Source organism: Pseudomonas sp. PDM13 (assembly GCF_025685765.1).
In the GTDB taxonomy this organism is placed as follows: domain Bacteria; phylum Pseudomonadota; class Gammaproteobacteria; order Pseudomonadales; family Pseudomonadaceae; genus Metapseudomonas; species Metapseudomonas solani.
Map to the genome: position 1 here is coordinate 147,325 of NZ_JAOTQU010000013.1, position 19,447 is coordinate 166,771.

At 68.9% G+C, this 19,447-nt stretch carries 15 protein-coding genes and 1 pseudogene; 15 read left to right on the forward strand and 1 reads right to left on the reverse strand.

All coding sequences use genetic code 11. The features are described from left to right. Positions 1 to 63: 63 nt before the first annotated feature. From OEJ36_RS15515 to cobA, 15 genes and pseudogenes are all read left to right on the forward strand, one after another. A complete protein-coding gene (locus tag OEJ36_RS15515) occupies positions 64 to 1,278 on the forward strand; it encodes a CmpA/NrtA family ABC transporter substrate-binding protein (RefSeq protein WP_263402245.1) in 1,215 nt (404 codons plus the stop codon). Positions 1,279 to 1,293: 15 nt separating this feature from the next. Beyond that, positions 1,294 to 1,872, forward strand: a complete 579-nt coding sequence (locus OEJ36_RS15520) for an ANTAR domain-containing response regulator (RefSeq protein ID WP_043247199.1) — start codon at positions 1,294 to 1,296, stop codon at positions 1,870 to 1,872. Positions 1,873 to 2,024: 152 nt separating this feature from the next. After that, positions 2,025 to 3,380, forward strand: a complete 1,356-nt coding sequence (locus OEJ36_RS15525) for a pyridoxal phosphate-dependent decarboxylase family protein (protein WP_263402246.1) — start codon at positions 2,025 to 2,027, stop codon at positions 3,378 to 3,380. 193 nt (positions 3,381 to 3,573) lie between these two features. Next, positions 3,574 to 4,677, forward strand: coding sequence for a polysaccharide lyase family 7 protein (locus OEJ36_RS15530; RefSeq protein WP_263402247.1), 1,104 nt, complete (start codon positions 3,574 to 3,576; stop codon positions 4,675 to 4,677). A gap of 270 nt (positions 4,678 to 4,947) precedes the next feature. Next, a complete protein-coding gene (alaC, locus tag OEJ36_RS15535; protein WP_263402248.1) occupies positions 4,948 to 6,177 on the forward strand; it encodes an alanine transaminase in 1,230 nt (409 codons plus the stop codon). Between the two features lie 84 nt (positions 6,178 to 6,261). Continuing rightward, positions 6,262 to 7,152, forward strand: coding sequence for an alpha/beta hydrolase (locus OEJ36_RS15540; RefSeq protein ID WP_263402249.1), 891 nt, complete (start codon positions 6,262 to 6,264; stop codon positions 7,150 to 7,152). Between the two features lie 13 nt (positions 7,153 to 7,165). Beyond that, entirely contained in the window at positions 7,166 to 7,855 is a 690-nt protein-coding gene (locus OEJ36_RS15545) for a helix-turn-helix transcriptional regulator (RefSeq protein WP_263402250.1), read from the forward strand. Between the two features lie 87 nt (positions 7,856 to 7,942). Then, positions 7,943 to 8,311, forward strand: coding sequence for a VOC family protein (locus tag OEJ36_RS15550; RefSeq protein ID WP_263402251.1), 369 nt, complete (start codon positions 7,943 to 7,945; stop codon positions 8,309 to 8,311). 190 nt (positions 8,312 to 8,501) lie between these two features. Further along, complete coding sequence (locus OEJ36_RS15555; RefSeq protein WP_263402252.1) at positions 8,502 to 9,188, forward strand: polysaccharide lyase family 7 protein; 687 nt, start codon at positions 8,502 to 8,504, stop codon at positions 9,186 to 9,188. 105 nt (positions 9,189 to 9,293) lie between these two features. Then, on the forward strand, positions 9,294 to 9,737 hold the full coding sequence (locus OEJ36_RS15560; protein ID WP_021220305.1) for a thioesterase family protein: 444 nt from the start codon (positions 9,294 to 9,296) through the stop codon (positions 9,735 to 9,737). A 473-nt stretch (positions 9,738 to 10,210) separates the two neighbouring features. Then, positions 10,211 to 11,422, forward strand: coding sequence for an MFS transporter (locus OEJ36_RS15565; RefSeq protein WP_184489315.1), 1,212 nt, complete (start codon positions 10,211 to 10,213; stop codon positions 11,420 to 11,422). Between the two features lie 5 nt (positions 11,423 to 11,427). Continuing rightward, complete coding sequence (locus OEJ36_RS15570; RefSeq protein WP_263402253.1) at positions 11,428 to 13,098, forward strand: bifunctional protein-serine/threonine kinase/phosphatase; 1,671 nt, start codon at positions 11,428 to 11,430, stop codon at positions 13,096 to 13,098. Positions 13,099 to 13,361: 263 nt separating this feature from the next. Beyond that, positions 13,362 to 14,561 (forward strand): annotated as a pseudogene (locus tag OEJ36_RS15575) (NAD(P)/FAD-dependent oxidoreductase); the annotation flags it as partial. A 113-nt stretch (positions 14,562 to 14,674) separates the two neighbouring features. Further along, on the forward strand, positions 14,675 to 17,389 hold the full coding sequence (locus OEJ36_RS15580) for a nitrate reductase (protein WP_263402254.1): 2,715 nt from the start codon (positions 14,675 to 14,677) through the stop codon (positions 17,387 to 17,389). Between the two features lie 10 nt (positions 17,390 to 17,399). Then, the gene (gene cobA / locus OEJ36_RS15585; RefSeq protein ID WP_263402255.1) at positions 17,400 to 18,137 is read left to right on the forward strand and encodes a uroporphyrinogen-III C-methyltransferase; all 738 of its coding nucleotides are present in this window, start codon (positions 17,400 to 17,402) and stop codon (positions 18,135 to 18,137) included. 182 nt (positions 18,138 to 18,319) lie between these two features. On the opposite strand, the gene OEJ36_RS15590 is transcribed toward cobA, so the two are convergent. Beyond that, positions 18,320 to 19,366 carry an OmpA family protein gene (locus OEJ36_RS15590; protein ID WP_184489310.1) on the reverse strand — a complete coding sequence of 349 codons (1,047 nt, stop codon included), beginning with the start codon at positions 19,364 to 19,366 and terminating at the stop codon, positions 18,320 to 18,322. Positions 19,367 to 19,447 lie beyond the last annotated feature (81 nt).

Here is a 19,447-nt window from a genome sequence, read left to right on the forward strand (position 1 = left end):
ATCGGCCATCGCAGCCCGCGATCCGCCGTGGCGACGCCTTTTTGTTGATGGGAAGGCGACAGCATGAGCGACAACCGACTGCACACACGCACCGACAACCTGGCCTGGGTCGCCGGCAGCGACGCACCTGAAAAGAGCACGCTGGACCTCGGCTTCATGGCCCTCACCGACTCCGCCTCGCTGATCGTCGCCGCCACCCAGGGCTTCGCCCAGCCCTATGGGCTCACCCTCAACCTCAAGCGCCAGGCTTCCTGGGCCACCCTGCGCGACAAGCTGCTGTCTGGCGAGCTGGACGCCGCCCAGGCCCTCTACGGCCAGGTCTACGGCATCCACCTGGGCATCGGCGGCACGGCCACCGACATGGCCATCCTCATGGGCCTGTGCCAGAACGGCCAGGCCATCAACCTCTCCGAACCGTTACGGCGCGCCGGCGTGACCACTGCCGAGGCACTGGCCGCCCATGTGCGCCAAGGTGGTGCAAGGCTGACCTTCGCCCAGACCTTCCCCACCGGCACCCACGCCATGTGGCTGGCCTATTGGCTGGCCGCCCAGGGCATCCACCCGCTGCACGACGTCAGCAGCGTGGTGGTGCCGCCTTCGCAGATGGTCGCCCACCTGCAGGCCGCACGCATCGACGGCTTCTGCGCCGGCGGCCCCTGGGGCGCGCTCGCGGTGGACCAGCGCCAGGGCTTCACCCTCGCCACCAGCCAGATGATCTGGCCCGACCACCCGGAGAAGGTCCTCGGCGTCACCGCCGCCTTCGCCGACGCCTACCCGAACACCGCCCGTGCGCTGACCATGGCCGTGCTCGAAGCCAGCCGCTTCATCGAGCAGAGCCTGGAAAACCGCCGCAGCACCGCCCAGTTGATCAGCGGCGCCGAGTACATCGACGCCCCGCTCTCGGCCATCGAGCCACGCTTCCTCGGCCACTACCGCGACGGCCTCGGCAACACCTGGGAAGACGCCCATCCGCTGCGTTTCTTCGACGGCGGCCGGGTCAACCTGCCCTACCTCTCCGACGGCATCTGGTTCATGACCCAATTCCGCCGCTGGGGCCTGCTGCGTGATGACCCGGACTACCTCGGCGTCGCCCGCCAGGTGCAGCGCCTCGACCTCTACCGCCAGGCTGCCGACGCCCTCGGCATCGAAGCGCCCGCTGAAATGCGAAGCGCCACGCTGATGGACGGCATCACCTGGGATGGCAGCGACCCGGCCGGCTATGCACGGGGCTTCCGCCTGCACGCCCTCGCCGGCACGTCTTCCGCCCTCGCCCTGTAACCGGACGGCCACCCTATGCTGCGCATCCTTCTGATCAACGACACCGCAAAGAAAGTCGGCCGCCTACGCGCCGCCCTGGTCGAGGCCGGCTTCGAGGTCATCGACGAATCCGGGCTGACCATCGACCTGCCCGCGCGGGTCGAGGCCGTGCGCCCCGACGTGGTGCTCATCGACACCGAATCCCCCGGCCGTGACGTCATGGAGCAGGTGGTGCTGGTCAGCCGCGACCAGCCCCGCCCCATCGTCATGTTCACCGACGAGCACGACCCGGGCGTGATGCGCCAGGCCATCCAGGCCGGCGTCAGCGCCTACATAGTCGAGGGCATCCACGCCCAGCGCCTGCAGCCCATCCTCGACGTCGCCATGGCCCGCTTCGAAAGCGACCAGGCCCTGCGTGCGCAGCTCAACGCCCGCGAGCAGCAACTGGCCGAGCGCAAGCGCGTGGAACTGGCCAAGGGGCTGCTGATGAAGATGAAGAACTGCAACGAGGAAGACGCCTATACGCTGATGCGCCGCCAGGCCATGAGCCGCCAGCAGAAGCTCATACAGGTCGCCGAGCAGATCATCGCGATGCACGACATGCTCGGGCACTGAGGGGCAACTGTACGGGTGGGAGTTGTAACTGTTCTGCTGTCCGGGGCCCGTCGACCGCGACTGTACGGCCATCGCGGGCGTGGCGTGTATCTGCTGGCACGGCGTGGCGACGGCTAAGGTAAGCCCATCGCAGCCACCGCCCGGACACGCCCATGGACACCGAACGCCAGCTCCTCGAAGACGCCGACCGCCGCGCCCTCGCCTACTTCGACGGCATCCCCGGGCGCCGCGTATTTCCCGATGCCGACGCCATCGCCGCCCTGGCCGGCTTCGACGGCCCCCTGCCCACCCAGGGCCTGCCCGCCCCGCAGGCGCTGCAGTTGCTGGACGAGCTGGGTTCCCCCGCCACCACCGCCTCCAACGGCGGGCGCTACTTCGGTTTCGTCATCGGCGCCACCCTGCCCGCTGCCGCCGCGGCCGAGCGCCTGGTGCTGGCCTGGGACCAGTGCGCCTCGTCCTTCGACAACTCCCCCGCCGCCGACCGCATCGAAAAGGCCGCCGCGCGCTGGGTGCTGGAGAGCCTTCGCCTGCCCGCCGAAAGCGCCGTCGGCTTCGGCACCAGTGCCACCGCCTGCACCCTGGCTTGCCTCAGCGCCGCCCGCCGCGCCCTGCTCGCACGCAAGGGCTGGGACTTCGACGGCGACGGCCTGATGGGCGCGCCCGAGGTGCGCGTGGTGGTCTCCGCCAGCGTGCACATCACGGTGAAGAAGGCCCTGCGCATCCTCGGCTTCGGCATCAACCGCCTGCTGGTGGCACCCGTCGACGAACTGGGCCGCATCGACCCGGCGCAGCTGCCGCCGCTGGACGACATGACGGTGCTCTGCCTGCAGGCCGGCGAAGTGAATGGTGGCGAGTTCGACCCCTTCGCCGAACTCATCCCCCGTGCCCACGCCGCCGGCGCCTGGGTGCACGTGGACGGCGCCTTCGGCCTCTGGGCCCGGGCCAGCTCCGCCGCCACGCTCACCGAGGGGGTCGAGCTGGCCGACAGCTGGACCACCGATGGCCACAAGTGGCTGAACACGCCCTACGACGGCGCCATGGCCATCTGCCGGGACGCCGAGGCCCTGGCCACGGCGATGAACAGCGACGCCGCCTACGCCAACGCCTCCCGCGATGCGCAGAAGAACCTCAACCTGGAGTTCTCCCGCCGCGCCCGGGGCGTGCCCATCTGGGCGGCCCTGGCCAGCCTCGGCCGCGACGGCCTGCGCGAGCTGATCGACCGCCACCTGCGCCAGGCCGGCCACCTTGCCGAACGCCTGCGCGGCGCCGGCTACCAGGTGCTCAACCGCGTGGTGCTCAACCAGGTGCTGGTGCGCGCCGACAACGACGAGCAAACCTTGGCCATCCGCCTCGCCGCCCAGGCCTCGGGCGACGTCTGGTTCGGCCCTACCCTGTGGCAGGGGCGCCCGGCCTTCCGCCTCAGCGTTTCCTCGTGGCGCACCACGGACGCCGATATCGAGCGCCTCGCCGATCTGCTGGTCCGCCTCAAGGCCGAAACCCGCCCTTGAGCCCTGTGCAATGCCCCGGTGCCAGTACGCCACCGGTCGCCGCCGCAACGCAGCGGCAGAACCTTCCTTGAAGGCTACGAGTCTGTGAAAGGCCTGCCACGCGGCAGGCCCTATACAAGCGCAGGGAAGGCACGTACGCGTCGAAGGAAAGCGGTCTCGAGCGGAGTGCGGCCCGACAACGAGGATGCAAGGCATGCACAGGTTCCAATCGCTCCACTCCACATCCCACCGCCATCGCGGTGCCTATTGGCTCGGCCTGTTCGGCTGCCTGCTGCTGGGCGAAGCCCAGGCCGAGCTCTACAAGGGCGTCGCCCCGGGCGGCAACTTCGCCCTGGAGAACTGGAACATCACCGTGCCCCAGGACGCCGAGGGCGGCACCGAGGGCAAGGCCGTCACCGTACGGCCCGACCAGCTCAGCGGGCCCGACGGCTACCAGTCGCGCTGGTTCCGCACCGACGCGGGCGACGGCTCCCTGAGCTTCTGGACGCCGGTCAACGGCGCCACCGCCGGGGGCTCCAGCAGCCCGCGCTCGGAACTGCGCGAGATGCTCGACCCGAGCAACCTCGGGCTGACCTGGAGCGGCGCCGGTGAATCGGTGCAGGACGCCCTGCTCAAGGTCATGCAGGTGCCCAGCGACGGCCTGGTCATCGTCGGCCAGGTGCACGGCTACGGCAGCGCACCGCTGATCCTCCTCTACTACCGCTACGACTTCGCCAAGAAGACCGGCCGCGTCATCGCCAAGCTGCAGGGCTTGCCGGAGCAGGGCCTGCCCTATACCAACCACGTGCTGGCCACCGACATCGCCCTGGGCGAGACCTTCAGCTACCAGATGAGGGTCAGCAACAACGTCGCCATGGCCTCGGCCAACGGCGGTGCCGTGGCGACCATGGCGATGGACCCGGCGTGGAACAGCGAGACCTTCTACTTCAAGGCCGGTGCCTACCTGCACATGCACGGCGACAGCGCCACCGAAGGCGCGCGGGTGAAGTTCTACCGCCTGGCCGCCAGCCACCCCAACGACGGCCTCTTCGTCAACAGCCCCGCCGCCCTGCCCAACGCCCGTGTCGGCCAGGCCTACCAGGCCCAGCTGTACGCCACCGGCGGCCTCGGCGGCGCCACCTGGAAACTGGTCAGCGGCCACCCGCCGGCCGGGCTGACCCTGGCCTCCGACGGCCTGGTCAGCGGCACCCCGGAAGCCGGCACCGCCTCCACCACCGCCCACTGGTTCGTGGCCCAGGTGCGTGACGTCAACGGCAGCACCCACCACAAGAAGTTCTCCATCCTCATCTCGCAATAGCGCCAGGCAATCGTTGCGGTGGAGCCTGCATAGGCCCACCGCAACAGCGCCCGGGCCGGCACCAGGTGCAGGCTGACGCCAGGTGGGAGCGGATTCATCCGCGATGCGCACTGCCCTGTGGCACGCCCATTCACCCTGAAAGAAAACGTCCCGCAACGCCTCGGATTTTTCTCGACAACGCCCCACCGCTGCGCTTATCTTCGCCGCCAGGCCACCCATGTGGCCAACGTCGCTCGGACGGTTCCGGGCGCTTACGTATCCGAGGAAAGCATGGCTGACACGCGTTCTCCGCGCCGTTTCGCGCGCATCGATCGTCTCCCCCCCTACGTCTTCAACATCACCGCCGAACTCAAGATGGCCGCGCGCCGTCGTGGCGAGGACATCATCGACCTGTCCATGGGCAACCCCGATGGGGCCACCCCGCCGCACATCGTCGAGAAGCTGGTGCAGGTCGCCCAGCGCGAAGACACCCACGGATACTCCACCTCCCGCGGTATTCCCCGCCTGCGCCGCGCCATCTCGCGCTGGTACAAGGACCGCTATGACGTGGAGATCGATCCGGAAAGCGAAGCCATCGTCACTATCGGCTCCAAGGAAGGCCTCGCGCACCTGATGCTGGCCACCCTGGACCACGGCGACACGGTGCTGGTGCCCAACCCCAGCTACCCGATCCACATCTACGGCGCGGTGATCGCCGGCGCCCAGGTGCGCTCGGTGCCGCTGGTGCCAGGCGTCGACTTCTTCGCCGAGATGGAGCGCGCCATCCGCGAATCCATCCCCAAGCCGAAGATGATGATCATCGGCTTCCCCTCCAACCCCACCGCGCAGTGCGTGGAGCTGGACTTCTTCGAACGCGTGGTGGCCCTGGCCAAGCAGTACGACGTGCTGGTGATCCACGACCTGGCCTACGCCGACATCGTCTACGACGGCTGGAAGGCCCCGTCGATCATGCAGGTGCCCGGCGCCAAGGACATCGCGGTGGAGTTCTTCACCCTGTCCAAGAGCTACAACATGGCGGGCTGGCGCATCGGCTTCATGGTCGGCAACCCGGAGCTGGTCAGCGCCCTGGCGCGGATCAAGAGCTACCACGACTACGGCACCTTCACCCCGCTGCAGGTGGCCGCGATCGCCGCGCTGGAAGGCGACCAGCAGTGCGTGCGCGACATCGCCGAGCAGTACCGCCAGCGCCGCAACATGCTGGTCAAGGGCCTGCACGAGGCCGGCTGGATGGTCGATAACCCCAAGGCCTCGATGTACATCTGGGCGAAGATCCCCGAGCCCTACGCCCACCTCGGCTCCCTGGAGTTCGCCAAGAAGCTGCTGGCCGAGGCCAAGGTCTGCGTCTCCCCGGGCATCGGCTTCGGCGAGTACGGCGACGACCATGTGCGCTTCGCCCTGATCGAGAACCAGGACCGCATCCGCCAGGCCATCCGTGGCATCAAGGCGATGTTCCGCGCCGACGGGCTGATCCAGCCGGGCAAGGCCCGCAAGGCCGAGTGACACAGGCAACGGCGCCCCACGGGGCGCCGTTTTTCATTCCCGCGCAGGGGATCGTGCCCCGCCCCCTCAGCGAAGGACCCAACGATGAAGCCCAGCCGCCTGCTGTTCCTCTGCGCCGCCCTGCTCGGCACGCTTGCGCTGCAGACCGCCAACGCCGGCCTGCTCCAGGAGCGCCGCGAAGCCCGTCAGCTCGATGAGGCCGGCATCCGTGTGCAACGGGACATCGCCTACGGCAACGATGCGCGCCAGCGCTTCGACGTCTACCTGCCCAAGGTGGCGCCGCGCGTGCCCGCCCCGGTGATCTTCATGGTCCACGGCGGCGGCTGGGCCAACGGTGACAAGGACAACGGCAGCGTCGCCCTGAACAAGGCCCTGCGCTGGGTGCCCCAGGGCGTGGTGCTGGTCTCCAGCAACTACCGCATGCTCCCCGACACCCCGCCGCTGGCCCAGGCCGACGACGTGGCCCGTGCCCTGGCCAAGGCCCAGCAACTGGCCAGCGGCTGGCAGGCCGACCCGGTGCGCTTCGTGCTGATGGGCCATTCCGCCGGCGCCCACCTGGTGGCGCTGATCGACGCCGCGCCGGGGATCGCCACGCAACAGGGCGCGCGCCCGTGGATCGGCACCGTGGCGCTGGACAGCGCCGCCTTCAACGTCGAGACGGTGATGCGCGGCCCGCACCTGAAGCTCTATGACCGCGCCTTCGGCGACGACCCCGCTACCTGGCGCGCTGCCTCCCCCACCCTGCGCCTGGAGCAGACCGGCGCGCCCCTGCTGGCGGTGTGCTCCACCCGCCGCGACGACGCCTGCCCCCAGGCCCGTGGCTTCGCCGCCAAGGGCCGCGACCTGGGCAAGCGCGTGGAGGTGATGGGCGTGGACATGTCGCACCGGCAGATCAACCACGAGCTCGGCCAGGACAACGGCTACACCGCCGACGTCGAGCGCTTCCTGCGCAGCATCGGCCTGCTGCGTCTCTGAGCCGGGTAACGCCATGTCCCGAAGCCAGCGCCTGCTCGACCTGCTGCAGATCCTCCGCCGCCACCGCTACCCCGTCGCCGGGCATGCCCTGGCCAGTGAGCTGGGCATCAGCCTGCGCACCCTTTACCGCGACATCGCCACCCTGCAGCAGCAGGGCGCCAACATCGAAGGGGGCGCCGGGCTGGGCTACGTGCTGCGGCCCGGCTTCGAACTGCCGCCGCTGATGTTTTCCCTGGGCGAGATCGAAGCGCTGGTGCTCGGGATGCGCTGGGTCAGCCGCCGGGGCGACCGCCAGCTGATGGCGGCCGCGCGTGACGTGCTGGCCAAGGTCGGCGCGGTGCTGCCCCCGGCCCTGCGCGAGGAGCTGGAGACCAGCACCCTGCTGATCGGCCCGGCACCGGCCAGCGAAATCCCCGATGCGCTGCTGGAGCAGGTGCGTGAGGTCATCCGCCGGGAACACCGCGTGCAGCTCGCCTACCGCGATGTGGAGGGCCAGGCGTCGCAACGGGTGGTCTGGCCCTTCGCCCTGGGCTACTTCGAGCAGACCCGGGTGCTGGCCGCCTGGTGCGAACTGCGCCAGGCCATGCGCCACTTCCGCCTCGACCGGGTGGACGACCTGCTCGACCTGGGCCAGCGCTACCCGCGTCGACGCCAGGTGCTGCTGCGCGAATGGCGCGAGCTGAACGGTATCGCCGAGCAGTGAGGCTGCTGCCAGAAACTGACAGAGGTGGGGCCTAGCCTGTGCGCATCGAGTGACGACTTCCGCCGCTCAGCACCCGGAGACCCACCCATGATCGCTCCCACCCTGCTCAACCTGTACGTCGACGACACCGAGCGCAGCACCGCCTTCTACCGCCGCCTGCTGGGCCGCGAAACCACGGCCCAGGCCCCGGGCTTCGCCCTGTTCCTCTTCGACAACGGCTTCAAGCTCGGCCTCTGGGCCCGTGATGCCGTGAAGCCGGCCACCCGCGTGGCGGGCGGTGGCGACGAACTGTGCTTCGTGGTCGAGCACGACGACGAAGTGCGTCGCCTGCACCAGCTCTGGCATGAGCAGGGCGTGGAGATCATCCAGGAGCCGGTGAACCTCGACTTCGGCTACACCTTCAGCGGCGTCGACCCGGACGGCCACCGCCTGCGGGTCTACCGCCTGGCGCAGTGAGGGCTGCCGGCCGCCTGCCACGGGGAAGGCGGCCATGGGCCGGACGGCTGCACACCGCCTGGCTGCTGGCACCGTGCCGCTTCACAGGCCCGCGACGATGCAGTTCGTCGCCTAACTGGAACCTCGCTGAACTTCCGGGATCACGCCGGTCCGAACAGGGGCTTATTCCACCCGGCATCAAGGACAGCCCGTGATCGATCTCAGCACCTGGAAACTCGACATCCCCGCCCACGAATCCGCCACGCTCATCACCACCCAGCGCCTCAACAACGGCTATGAAAGCCAGTACTTCCGCCATAACGACGACGGCAGCGTGACCTTCTGGGTGCCCGTCACCGGCAGCACCAGCGAAGACGCCCGCTACCCCCGCAGTGAACTGCGCGAGACCCAGGCCGACGGCACCCTGAGCTACTGGAACTACCAGAGCGCCGACAATTACCTGAGCGCGGTGCTTTCGGTGCAGCAGGTGCCAAGCAAGAACAAGATCATCATCGGGCAGATCCACAGCAAGGACGAAGCCGGCAGCGAGAACGACCCGCTGCTCAAGCTGCAGTACCACTACAAGGACGGCACCGGCCGCCTCGAGGCCCTGCTGCGCAAGCGCCCCGGCGACAAGGAGGTGGAGAACATCCTGCTGGCCGAGAACGTCGACCTCGGCGAGCGCTTCGGCTACGACCTGCGCCTCACCCCCAGCGGGCGCCTGGGCATCACCGTCACCAGCAAGGGCGACGATGGCGGCCTGTTCCGCCAGCTGAGCGGCTACTGGGGCAACCAGCAGCTCTATTTCAAGGCCGGAGCCTATATCCAGGACAACCGCGGCCCGAGCAACGAAGGCGGCCGGGTGACCTTCTACTGGCTCAACGGCCTGCACCGCTAAGCCTCATTCAGTCGGCGAATGGCCACATAGCGGCGGCGGCGCGGGTAGAATCCGCCCGCCGTTGCCACGGCCCCTTCCCTACCGACGTACGAGGTTTGCACCCCGATGGCCCGCCTGACCCTGAACTTCCCCGAAGACCAGTTCTGCTACTCCACCCACCTGACCGTGCGGGTCACCGACATCAATGGCGCCAACCACCTGGGCAACGACTCGATGATCTCGATGATCTCCGAGGCCCGTGCGCGCTTCCTCTTCGACTTCGGCATCACCGAGACCGAGGGTGACGGCACCGGCATCATCGTCACCGACCTGGCCACCACCTACCGCGCCGAAGCCCACGCCCGCGACCAGCTGCTGTTCGAGGTGGGCGTGATGGACTTCAACCGCTACGGCGGCGACATCACCTTCCGCATCACCCGCCCGGCCGACGGCAAGCTGGTGGCCATGGCCAAGTCCGGCTTCGTGTTCTTCGACTACCACGCGTCGAAGGTGGTGGAGATGCCAGAGAAGTTCCGCAGCACCTTCCCCAAGGTCAACTGGCTGGACTGAACCCGCCCCCGCAGCTCCGCCCCGGTGCACGGGCGCGACAGCGCGCCCCCTTTTGCACCGGCGCCAGCCCCCGGCCACGCCGGCCGGCCCACTGCCAAGCGCCTCTCTCGCACCGGCCGAAGCCAGGCAAATCAGGCACTTGCCCCGTCCGGCGGCACCGGCCTCGCTCCTTGGCCCGTCTCTTGCTCCATCCCCTCCACAGGTAGCCAACGGCGGTTGCCCGACTGAACGACAAAGGCGTCGCGTCACTGCGCAGAAATGCAGCCAGTGCGCGGCGCTTTTTTCGTTCCGGCCCCAGCGATGGGGCGGCTGGCGTGCCGTGATCCGGGCGCCCGCATGCGACCCACCCTACCCAGCCACGGCCAAGGCCGTGGCACGAAGCGCCACGAGCGCGACGTGTTCCGGGAGGGTGCGACCGCCGGGGCTGTCCCGCGGCGCGCCCTCCCGGCCCCCTGACGCAGATGAGGTGTTCGATGACTACGAGTTTCTGGAAGGCCGGCCACGCCCCCACCCTGTTCGCCGCATTTCTCTATTTCGACCTCAGCTTCATGGTCTGGTACGTGCTCGGCCCGCTGGGCGTGCAGATCGCCGCCGACCTGCAGCTGACCACCCAACAACGCGCCATGATGGTCGCCACGCCCATCCTCGCCGGTGCCGTGCTGCGCTTCCTGCTGGGCCTGCTGGCCGACCGCACCTCACCGAAATCCGCCGGGCTGTTCGGCCAGGTGGTGGTGATCGCCGCGCTGTTCACCGCCTGGCAACTGGGCATCCACAGCTACGAGCAGGCGCTGCTGCTGGGCCTGTTCCTCGGCTTCGCCGGAGCCTCCTTCGCCGTGGCCCTGCCGCTGGCCTCGCAGTGGTACCCGCCGCAGCACCAGGGCAAGGCGCTGGGCATCGCCGGGGCCGGCAACTCCGGCACCGTGCTGGCGGCGCTGTTCGCCCCGGGGCTGGCCGCGCTGTTCGGCTGGAACAACGTGTTCGGCCTGGCGCTGATCCCGCTGGTGCTGACCCTGGCGATCTTCGCCCTGGCCGCGCGCAACGCCCCCAACCGCCCGGCGCCGAAATCCCTCGCCGACTACATGAAGGCCCTGGGCGACCGCGACAGCTGGTGGTTCATGTTCTTCTACAGCGTCACCTTCGGCGGCTTCCTCGGCCTGGCCAGCACCCTGCCCGGCTACTTCCATGACCAGTACGGCCTGGAGCCGGTGACCGCCGGCTACTACACCGCCGCCTGCGTCTTCGCCGGCAGCCTGATGCGCCCCCTGGGCGGCGCCTTCGCCGACCGCATCGGCGGCATCCGCACCCTGCTGGTGGTCTACACCGTGGCCGCCATCTGCATCGCCGCCGTGGGCTTCCACATCTCAAGCGCCACTGCTGCCCTGGCCCTGTTCGTGGTGGCCATGCTCAGCCTCGGCGCCGGCAATGGCGCGGTGTTCCAGCTGGTGCCGCAGCGCTTCCACAAGGAAATGGGCGTGATGACCGGACTCATCGGCATGGCCGGCGGCATCGGCGGCTTCTGCCTCACCGCGGGCCTGGGCGCCATCAAGCAGCACACCGGCGACTACCAGCTGGGCCTGTGGCTGTTCGCCAGCCTCGGCGTGCTGGCCTGGTTCGGCCTCTACGGCGTGAAGCTGCGCTGGCGCACCACCTGGGGCTCGGCGGCCGTCACCGCGGCGCGCGTCTGAGCGCCATGGGGCTGCAACTGAGCTTCGGCGAGGCCAGCGCCATCGGCCCGCGCAGCGAGAACCAGGACGCCCTGCGGGTGGTGACGCCCGCACCGGCCCTGGCCGCCAGCAAGGGCTACCTGTTCGCCCTGGCCGATGGCGTCAGCCAGTGCGCCGACGGTGGCCTGGCCGCGCGCGCCACCCTGCAGGCGCTGGCGCTGGACTACTACGCCACGCCGGAAACCTGGGCGGTGGCGCAATCCCTCGACCGCCTGCTGCTGGCCCACAACCGCTGGCTGCAGGCCAACGGCGGCGGCCAGCCGCTGCTGACCACCCTCACCGCCCTGGTGCTACGCGGCCGCCGCTTCACCCTCGCCCATGTCGGCGACTGCCGCGCCTACCGGTGGCGCGCCGGGCAGCTCGACCGCCTCAGCGAGGACCACGTCTGGGACCAACCCGGCATGCAGCACGTGCTCAAGCGCGCGCTGGGGCTGGATCAGCACCTGGTGGTGGATTACCTGGATGGCGAGCTGCAGGAGGACGAGCACTTCCTCCTGGTCAGCGATGGCATCTGGGCGGTGCTGGGCGATGCCGGCATCCTGCGCATCCTCCAGGACGAACCCGAGCCCGAGGCGGCCAGCCGCGCCCTGGTCGCTGCCGCGCACCTGGCCGGCGGCCAGGACAATGCCAGCGCGCTGCTGGTGCGGGTGGACGGCCTGCCCCCCAGCGGCCTGGCCGATGCCCTGGCGCAACTGGAGGATTGGCCGCTGCCACCGGAGCTGCGCCCGGGCCAGCTGTTCGAGGGCTGGTGGGTGCAGGGGCTGCTGGCCGAGTCGCGCCAGTCGCTGCTCTACCGCGTACTCGACGACGCCGGCCAGCCCTGGCTGCTAAAGACCCTGCCGCCCGCGCGCCACGATGAGCCCACGGCCGGGCCGGCGCTGCTGCAGGAAGAATGGTTCCTGCGGCGCGTGGCCGGGCGCTACTTCGCCGAGGTGCACCCACTGCCGCAGCGCCAGCACCTGTACTACCTGCAGCGCGAGTACCCGGGGCAGACCCTGGCCGAACGGCTGCGCCAGGCCGGGCCGCTGGCACTGACCGAGTGGCTGGACCTCGCCCCGCGCCTGATCAGGGCCCTGGGCATGCTGCACCGGCGCAACATCCTGCACCGCGACATCAAGCCGGAGAACCTGCTGCTCGGCGAGGACGGCGAGCTGCGCCTGCTGGACTTCGGCCTGGCCTATTGCCCGGGCCTGTCCCAGGACGAGGCCCACAGCCTGCCGGGCACGCCCAGCTACATCGCCCCCGAGGCCTTCGACGGGGCGCAACCGTCCGCGCAGCAGGATATCTACGGGGCGGGCGTCACCCTCTACCAGTTGCTCACCGGGCACTACCCCTTCGGCGAGATCGAGGCCTTCCAGCACCCGCGCTTCGGCACGCCGACGCCCGCCAGCCGCTACCGCCCGGACCTGCCCGCCTGGCTCGACGAGTGCCTCGGCCGCGCCCTGGCCAGCGACCCCGGGCACCGCTTCGAGACGGCGGAGGAATGGTTGCTGGCCCTGGAACAGGGCGAGCGCAAGGCGCTGGCGAGCAAGCCGCGCCCACTGCTGGAGCGCGAGCCGCTGAAGGTCTGGCGCGGTATCGCCCTGCTGTCGTTGCTGGCCAACCTGGCACTGCTGGTGCTCTGCCTGCACGGCTGACGCACCGATGCCGGGCAAGCCGCCCCGAAGCGGTGCAGCAGAGCCTCCGGCGTGCCTCGCGAAGGCCCGCCGGAGCCACGGAAAGCGGGGCCAGGCGGAGTTGGCACAGGCCCTGCAATGGCTCCATCACAATCTACAAAAAGCGCCCACCTCAACGTAGAGATGGCACTTTCCCGATAGAACGGGACTTGGACAAAGGCGTCCTGCTGGCAACAGCGGGACGCCTTTTTTGTTTGCCCGGAATTCATGCAGGAGCCTCGCCCATGAACAGACCCAGGCTGGTGATGATCGGCAACGGCATGGCCGGAGTGCGCACCCTGGAGGAGCTGCTCAAGCTCGCCCCGGATCTCTACGACATCACGGTGTTCGGCGCCGAGCCGCACCCCAACTACAACCGCATCATGCTGTCGCCGGTGCTGGCGGGCGAGCAGGCCTTCGAGGACATCGTCCTCAACGACCTGGAGTGGTACGCCGGGCACGGCATCCGCCTGCTGCTCAACCGCAGCGTGGTGAAGATCGACCGGCACCGCCGCCTGGTGATCGCCGACGACGGCACCGAGGCCGCCTACGATCGCCTGGTGATCGCCACAGGCTCCTCGCCCTTCATCCTGCCGGTACCGGGCAACCGCCTGCAGGGCGTGATCGGCTACCGCGACATCGCCGATACCCGGCAGATGATCGACACCGCCCGCAGCCACAGCCACGCGGTGGTGATCGGCGGCGGCCTGCTCGGTCTGGAGGCGGCCAACGGCCTGCGCCAGCGCGGCATGCAGGTGACCGTGGTGCACCTCGCCGACTGGCTGCTGGACCGCCAGCTGGACCGCACCGCCGGGCAGCTGCTGCAGGAGGCGCTGGAGGCTCGCGGCATCCGCTTCCGCCTGGGCACCCACACCGAGGAGTTGCTGGACAACGGCGAGGGCCGGGTCTGCGCGGTGCAGTTCCAGGGCGGCGAGGTGATCGCCGCCGACCTGGTGGTGATGGCCGCCGGCATCCGCCCCAACGTAGCCCTGGCCGAACGCGCCGGCCTGCCCTGCAACCGCGGCATCCTGGTCAGCGACACCCTGCAGACCAACGACCCGCGCATCTACGCCATCGGCGAATGTGCCAGCCACCGGGGCATCGCCTACGGCCTGGTGGCACCGCTGTTCGACCAGGCCGGCGTCTGCGCCAACCACCTGGCCCAGCTCGGCTTCGCCCGCTACCAGGGCTCGGTGGTCTCCACCAAGCTCAAGGTCACCGGCATCGACCTGTTCTCCGCCGGCGACTTCATGGGCGGCGAAGGCACCGAAAGCATCACCCTCTCCAACCCCCTCGACGGCATCTACAAGAAGCTGGTGATCAAGGACGGCGTGCTGGTGGGGGCCTGCCTGTTCGGCGACACCGCCGACGGCGGCTGGTACTTCCGCCAGGTGCAGGCACGCACCGACATCCGCCACCTGCGTGATCGCCTGATATTCGGCGAGGCCCTGGCAGCCGAGAACACCGAGCCAGCGGCCGAACCGCGTTGCGCCGAGCCGGCGCGCATCCCCGTGCGCCTGCTGCAAAGCGCCTGATCCCCTTCACAGGAACCTTCGTCATGAGCCGGACCACCGCCTCCACCTGCTGCTACTGCGGCGTCGGCTGCGGCGTGCTGATCGAGCACGACGACGCGCGCATCCTCGGTGTCGCCGGTGACCCGGCGCACCCGGCCAACTTCGGCCGCCTGTGCAGCAAGGGCTCCACCCTGCACCTGACCGGCGACCTCCAGGCCCGCGCGCTGTACCCGGAACTGCGCCTGGGCAAAGGCCTGGCACGCGGCCGCACAGACTGGGACAGCGCCCTGGACCACGCCGCCACGCGCTTCGCCGACACCATCGCCGAGCACGGGCCGGACAGCGTGGCCTTCTATGTCTCGGGCCAGTTGCTGACCGAGGACTACTACGCCTTCAACAAGCTGGCCCGCGCCCTGGTGGGCACCCACAACATCGACAGCAATTCGCGGCTGTGCATGTCCTCCGCCGTGGTCGGCTACAAGCGCAGCCTGGGTGCCGACGCGCCGCCCTGCTCCTACGAGGACATCGAGCAGAGCGACTGCGTGCTGATCGCCGGCAGCAACATGGCCTTCGCCCACCCGGTGCTGTTCCGCCGCCTGGAAGAGGCCAAGGCCAAGCGCCCGGACATGCGCCTGATCGTGGTCGACCCGCGCCGCACCGACACCTGCGAGCTGGCCGACCTGCACCTGGCGATCACCCCGGGCAGCGACGTGGCGCTGTTCTACGGCATCCTCCACATCCTGCTCTGGGAGGGCTGGGTGGACCGGCGCTTCATCGAGCGCCACACCGAAGGCTTCGATGCGCTCAAGGAGCGCGTGCGCGATTTCGGCCCGGCGCGGGTGGCCGAGCTGTGCGGCATCGACAGCGCCGACCTGCTGCGCTGCGCCGAGTGGATCGGCCGCACGCCGAGCTTCCTATCGCTCTGGTGCATGGGCCTGAACCAGTCCAGCGCCGGCAGCGCCAAGAACAGCGCACTGATCAACCTGCACCTGGCCACCGGGCAGATCGGCCGCGTCGGTGCCGGGCCCTTCTCCCTCACCGGCCAGCCCAACGCCATGGGCGGCCGCGAAACCGGCAGCCTGTCGAACCTGCTGCCCGGCCATCGCGAGGCGGGCAATGCCGAACACCGCGCCGAGGTGGCGGCCTATTGGGGCGTCGAACACCTGCCGGAAACACCGGGGCTGTCGGCCATCGACCTGTTCGATGCCGTGGGCGACGGGCGCATCAAGGCGCTGTGGATCGTCTGCACCAACCCGGCCCAGTCCCTCCCCGACCAGCAGCGGGTGCACGCGGCACTGGCTGCCTGCCCCTTCGTGGTCGTGCAGGAAGCCTTCTTCACCACCGAGACCTGCCGCCACGCCGACCTGCTGCTGCCCGCTGCCAGCTGGGGCGAGAAGGAAGGCACCGTGACCAACTCCGAGCGGCGCATCAGCCATCTGCGCCCGGCCGTGCCGGCACCGGGCGAAGCGCGCCCCGATTGGGCCATCGCCTGCGACTTCGCCCGACGCCTGGAACACCACCTGCGCCCCGGCCAGCCCAGCCTGTTCGACTTCGACAACCCCGAAGCGCTGTTCGAGGAGTACAAGCCGCTCACCGCCGGCCGCGACCTGGACCTGACCGGCATCGGCTACGGCCTGATCGACACCCAGGGCCCGCAGCAGTGGCCCTACCCCGCCGGCGCCCGGCAAGGCACCGCGCGCCTCTATGGCGACGGCCGCTTCCCCACGCCGAGCGGCCGGGCACAGTTCGTCGCCGACCCTTACCTCGCCCCCCAGGAGCGTCGCGAACTGCGCTACCCATTGACCCTGAACACAGGACGCCTGCGCGACCAGTGGCATGGTATGAGCCGCACCGGCACCGCGGCCCAGTTGTTCGGCCACGTGGAGCAGGCGCAACTGGGGCTGCACCCGGCGGAAATGCGCCGCCGCCAGCTCAAGGACGACCAACTGGTGCGGGTGAAGAGCCGTCGCGGCGAGCTGGTGGTGCCGGTCAAGAGCGATGACTCGCTGCGACCCGGCCAGGCCTTCCTGCCGATGCATTGGGGCGATCGCTTCCTCAAGGGGCTGGGCGTCAACGTGCTGACCACGCCGGCCTACGATCCGCTCTCGAAGCAGCCGGAACTCAAGCATGCGGGCGTGGAGGTGGAACGGGTGGAGCTGCCCTGGCAGCTCTTCGTGCTGGTGGAAGGTGATGTGCAGGCGCGCTTCGAAGCCCTCCGACCGCTGTGCGAGGCCTTCACCTACGCCAACCTGGCCCTGGTCGGGCGTGAGCGCCCTGCCCTGGTGCTGCGCGCGGCCCACGGGCAGGCACCGGATGCAGAGCTACTCACGCATATCGACCGCCTGCTGCAACTGGATCAGGGACCGGTGATGAGTTACGACGACCCGCAGCGCGCGGTGGGCAAGCGCGTGCGTATCGAGCAGGGGCGAATCACTGCGCTGCGCCTGGCGGGCGAAACCGCCGCATGGGGCTGGCTGAAGAGCCTGTGGCAGGAAGGCCGCGTGGACACGGAACTGCGGCGCTGGCTGCTGGCCCCCCTGAGCGCACCACCGGGTGCAAGTGCCACGACCGGCGCCAATCGCACCCTGTGCAACTGCATGAACGTCAGCCTGCAGGCCGTGCAGGCGGGCATCGCCCAGGGACTGGACCTGACCGGATTGAAAGAAGAATTGGGGTGCGGCACGCGTTGCGGCTCCTGCGTACCGGAAATCAAGAGAATGCTGGCGGCGCAACCGATGCCGACCGCAGTGAATGCCTGAGGAGAAGCCCATGAATGGCAAGGTCTGGCTGGTGGGTGCGGGGCCCGGTGACCCGGAGCTGCTGACGCTGAAAGCGGTGCGGGTGCTCAACGGCGCCGAGGTGGTGATGATCGACGACCTGGTCAACCCGGCGGTGCTGGAGCACTGCCCGGGCGCCCGGGTGATCCGAGTCGGCAAACGCGGGGGCTGCCGCTCGACGCCCCAGGCTTTCATCCATCGCCTGATGCTGCGCTACGCACGCCAGGGCAAGCGCGTGGTGCGCCTCAAGGGCGGCGACCCGTGCATCTTCGGCCGAGGTGGCGAGGAGGCGCAGTGGCTGGCCGAGCGTGGCGTGGAGAGCGAGCTGGTCAACGGCATCACCGCCGGGCTGGCGGGTGCCACCCAGTGCGGCATCCCCCTGACCCTGCGCGGCATCAGCCAGGGCGTCACCCTGGTCACCGCCCACACCCAGGACGACAGCGAACCCGAGTGGCAGGCCCTGGCCCGCAGCGGTACCACGCTGGTGGTGTACATGGGCGTGGCGCGCCTGGCGGCGGTCCGTGAAGGCCTGCTGGCCGGTGGCATGGCGGCGGATATGCCGGTGGCGATGATCGAGAACGCCTCCCTGCCCTATCAACGCGAATGCCGCAGCACGCTGGCACAGATGCAGGCCGACGCTGACGACTTCCAGCTGAAGAGCCCGGCGATCCTGGTGATCGGCGAGGTGGCGGGCGAGGCCGTAGCGGTGGCCGTAGCGTTGAGCGCCTGATCCATAGGTGGTGCCGAGCGCGGCGAGGCCCAACAGCGCTCCATCCGGCCTCGCAGTGTTGGGTTTCGTACCTCTACCCAACCTACGGATGCGGCCGGGCCACGACGCGATTCATCTCCTGGCACTTTTCTCCAGGCAAAGAAAAACCCGGCCGAGGCCGGGTTTTTCAGAGCTCAGACCAATTACTTGGCTTGGGCTTCTACTTCAGCTTCTACGCGACGGTTAACAGCGCGGCCAGCGTCGGTAGCGTTGTCAGCAACCGGGCGGGACTCACCGTAACCAACCGAGTTGACGCGCTCGGAACCTACACCGTACTGGTTGACCAGGACTTCACGAACGGCGTTGGCACGACGCTCGGACAGTTTCTGGTTGTAGGCGTCGGTGCCGACGGAGTCGGTGTGGCCTTCAACGGTGGTGGTGGTCGACGGGTACTGGTTCATGAAGTCAGCCAGGTTCTTGATGTCGCCGTAGCTTTCTTCTTTGACCTTGGACTTGTCGAAGTCGAACTTCACGTCCAGCTCAACGCGAACGACTTCGGCAACGGCCGGGCAGCCATCGGCATCAACGGTGACGTTGGCCGGGGTGTCCGGGCACTTGTCGACGTTGTCGCAGACGCCGTCGTTGTCGCTGTCGGAGCAGACTTCTGCAACCGGAGCCGGAGCCGGCTCGGCAGCGGGCTTGGAGCCACCACCGAAGTTCACGCCAACACCCACGCCAGCGGCCCACTCGGACTCGCCCACATCGATGTTGTACATGCCGTCCAGGCCGGCTTTGGCGTAGAAGTTCTCGGTGAAGTAGTACTTCAGGCCGGTGCCGATGTTGGCGAAGGTGCTGTGGTCACGACCGGTACGCGCCGGAACGTTGCTGATGCTCTGGTGAGCGAAGCCAGCGGAGACGTACGGACGCAGGCCGACACCCGGGGTGCCGAAGTGGTAGATGGCATCGAGGCCAGTCTGGCTGCCCTTGATGTTCTTGTTACCGGTGTCGTTTTCGGAACGAATGTCGTGAAACTCGCCGTAGGACAGAGCCAGTTCGACGTCGTCGGTCAGGTAGTAACCAACCGAGCCACCGAGCAGGTTGCCGTTGGACAGATCACGCGAGCTGTCGGTGAAGTAGCGCTTGCCGAAAGCCTCCACCTCGACAGCGCCTTGGCCTTGCGCCAGCGCGTTCAGAGAAAGTGCGGCGACGAGAGAGCCAACGGCTACGCCTAAGGTGTTTTTCAGTTTCATCCGTAAATCCCCATCTTGGTTGTCAGTAAGTTGTCGAACAATCTCGAGGACAACTTGGTGCGCAAGTTTACCAGAACTCGC

What these genes read in the sequence shown, in the direction of transcription:
- OEJ36_RS15530 (WP_263402247.1), top strand. Translation starts at nt 3,574, where the DNA reads ATGCACAGGTTCCAATCGCTCCACTCCACATCCCACCGCCATCGCGGT.
- alaC (WP_263402248.1), top strand. Translation starts at nt 4,948, where the DNA reads ATGGCTGACACGCGTTCTCCGCGCCGTTTCGCGCGCATCGATCGTCTC.
- OEJ36_RS15565 (WP_184489315.1), top strand. Translation starts at nt 10,211, where the DNA reads ATGACTACGAGTTTCTGGAAGGCCGGCCACGCCCCCACCCTGTTCGCC.
- OEJ36_RS15560 (WP_021220305.1), top strand. Translation starts at nt 9,294, where the DNA reads ATGGCCCGCCTGACCCTGAACTTCCCCGAAGACCAGTTCTGCTACTCC.
- OEJ36_RS15550 (WP_263402251.1), top strand. Translation starts at nt 7,943, where the DNA reads ATGATCGCTCCCACCCTGCTCAACCTGTACGTCGACGACACCGAGCGC.
- OEJ36_RS15520 (WP_043247199.1), top strand. Translation starts at nt 1,294, where the DNA reads ATGCTGCGCATCCTTCTGATCAACGACACCGCAAAGAAAGTCGGCCGC.
- OEJ36_RS15515 (WP_263402245.1), top strand. Translation starts at nt 64, where the DNA reads ATGAGCGACAACCGACTGCACACACGCACCGACAACCTGGCCTGGGTC.
- OEJ36_RS15540 (WP_263402249.1), top strand. Translation starts at nt 6,262, where the DNA reads ATGAAGCCCAGCCGCCTGCTGTTCCTCTGCGCCGCCCTGCTCGGCACG.
- OEJ36_RS15545 (WP_263402250.1), top strand. Translation starts at nt 7,166, where the DNA reads ATGTCCCGAAGCCAGCGCCTGCTCGACCTGCTGCAGATCCTCCGCCGC.
- OEJ36_RS15525 (WP_263402246.1), top strand. Translation starts at nt 2,025, where the DNA reads ATGGACACCGAACGCCAGCTCCTCGAAGACGCCGACCGCCGCGCCCTC.
- OEJ36_RS15580 (WP_263402254.1), top strand. Translation starts at nt 14,675, where the DNA reads ATGAGCCGGACCACCGCCTCCACCTGCTGCTACTGCGGCGTCGGCTGC.
- OEJ36_RS15570 (WP_263402253.1), top strand. Translation starts at nt 11,428, where the DNA reads ATGGGGCTGCAACTGAGCTTCGGCGAGGCCAGCGCCATCGGCCCGCGC.
- OEJ36_RS15590 (WP_184489310.1), bottom strand. Translation starts at nt 19,366, where the DNA reads ATGAAACTGAAAAACACCTTAGGCGTAGCCGTTGGCTCTCTCGTCGCC.
- cobA (WP_263402255.1), top strand. Translation starts at nt 17,400, where the DNA reads ATGAATGGCAAGGTCTGGCTGGTGGGTGCGGGGCCCGGTGACCCGGAG.